This is a genomic window from Cellulomonas biazotea (assembly GCF_004306155.1).
Classification (GTDB): Bacteria; Actinomycetota; Actinomycetes; order Actinomycetales; family Cellulomonadaceae; genus Cellulomonas; species Cellulomonas biazotea.
In genome coordinates this window covers 1-1,722 of record NZ_BIMR01000393.1, presented here as the reverse complement: position 1 = coordinate 1,722, position 1,722 = coordinate 1, and the positions used below count along the sequence as shown (strand labels likewise).

Below are 1,722 nucleotides of genomic sequence, written 5' to 3'. Positions count from 1 at the left end.
CCCGACGCCGGTGCCGGCGGCGGCCCTCGCGCCCGCGCCGGCACCGGTCGACGGCCTCCTCGTGGGCACGAGTGCGCACGCCACGGGCGGCGACGCCGCGGGGCGGGGCGGCGGCACCGGCGACCCGGCCGACGCCCTCGACGCCGCACCTGGCGTCGGAGCACCGTGATCTCGACCCACGGCCTGTCGGTGCGCTACCCCGGTGCGCACCGGCAGGTGCTCGACGGACTCGACCTGCACGTCCGCGCGGGCGAGGACGTCCTGCTCCTCGGCGGCTCGGGCGGCGGCAAGAGCACCCTGCTGCGCGTCCTCGCGGGCGTCGTCCCGCAGGTCGTCGACGCGGACGTCACCGGGTCGGTGCGGGTCGACGACCTCGACGTGGACGCCACGACGCCGACCGCGCGCGTCGCCCGCTCGGTCGGGTACCTCACGCAGAGCCCCGCCGACCAGCTGTGCCTGCCGACCGTGCTCGACGAGGTCGGGTTCGGGCTGGAGAACCGGGCGGTGCCCGCCGACCGGATCCGTCCCCGGGTCGACGCGGCGCTGCGGGCTGTCGGCGCCGCGCACCTCGCGCACCGGCGCACGGGCGACCTGTCCGGCGGCGAGGGCCAGCGGGTCGCGCTGGCGGCGACGCTGGTCACCGAGCCGCGCGTGCTGCTGCTGGACGAGCCGACCGCGCTGCTCGACCCGGCCGCCGCCCGGGGGGTCGCCGCGGCCGTCAGGGCGGCGTCGGGACCCGACCGTGCCACGGTCCTCGTCGAGCACCGGCTGGACGAGCTCGCGCACCTGCCGGGGCGGACGGTCGTGCTCGACGGCGACGGCCGTGTGGCGGCCGACGGGCGGACCGGCGACGTCCTGCTCGGGCACGCGGCCCGGCTCGCCGCGCTCGGTCTGGGGCTGCCGCTGCGGGCCGAGCTGCGGGCCGCGGGCGTCGCCTCGCTCGCGGACCTGCCGGTCGGCGACGGCACCCGCCGACCTGACCCTGCGGTGGCGGCGTCGGCCCTGCGCGCCCGCGGGCTGCGGGTGCGCCGCGACGGCCGTGACGTCCTGCACGGCGTCGACCTCGACGTCGGGGCGGGGCGCGTCACCGCCGTCGTCGGGCCCAACGGGTCGGGCAAGAGCACGCTGCTGCTCGCGCTCGCCGGGCTGCTCCCCGCGACGGGCACGGTCCGCGGCGGGACGGTCGGGATGGTGTTCCAGCAGCCCGAGCACCAGCTCCTCGCCCGCACCGTCCGCGACGAGGTCGCGTGGGGTCCGCGGCGTGCGCGGGTCGACGGGGTCGACGCCCTGGTCGACGCCGCGCTCGACCGCTACCTGCTCGCCGGGCTGGCCGCGCACGACCCGTTCCGCCTGTCGGGCGGGCAGCAGCGACGGCTGTCGCTCGCGGCGGCGGCCGTCTGCGGGCACGACGTGCTGCTCGCCGACGAGCCGACCTTCGGGCAGGACCGCCGCTCGACGCTCGCGTGCGCGGACGCGCTGCGCGGGCTCGCCGACGAGGGCCGGGCGGTGGTCGTCGTGACGCACGACCTGCGGCTCGTCGCCGAGCTCGCCGACGACGTGCTCGTGCTGCGCGACGGGCGGGTCGTCGGCGCGGGCGCGACGTCGGACGTGCTCGACGACGACAGGCTGCTCGCGTCGGCCGGCCTGGTCCTGCCGCCCGTGGTGCGCGCCGCGCGGGCGACCGGCGCACCGCCGCGCGCGGTGCTGGCCGCGCTGCGGGAG

At 79.6% G+C, this 1,722-nt stretch carries 1 protein-coding gene; it reads left to right on the top strand.

All coding sequences use genetic code 11. The annotated features are described in order from the left end of the window. Positions 1-165 precede the first annotated feature (165 nt). The coding region (locus tag CBZ_RS19140; protein ID WP_130783044.1) for an ABC transporter ATP-binding protein at positions 166-1,722 on the top strand (1,557 nt) is incomplete at its 3' end.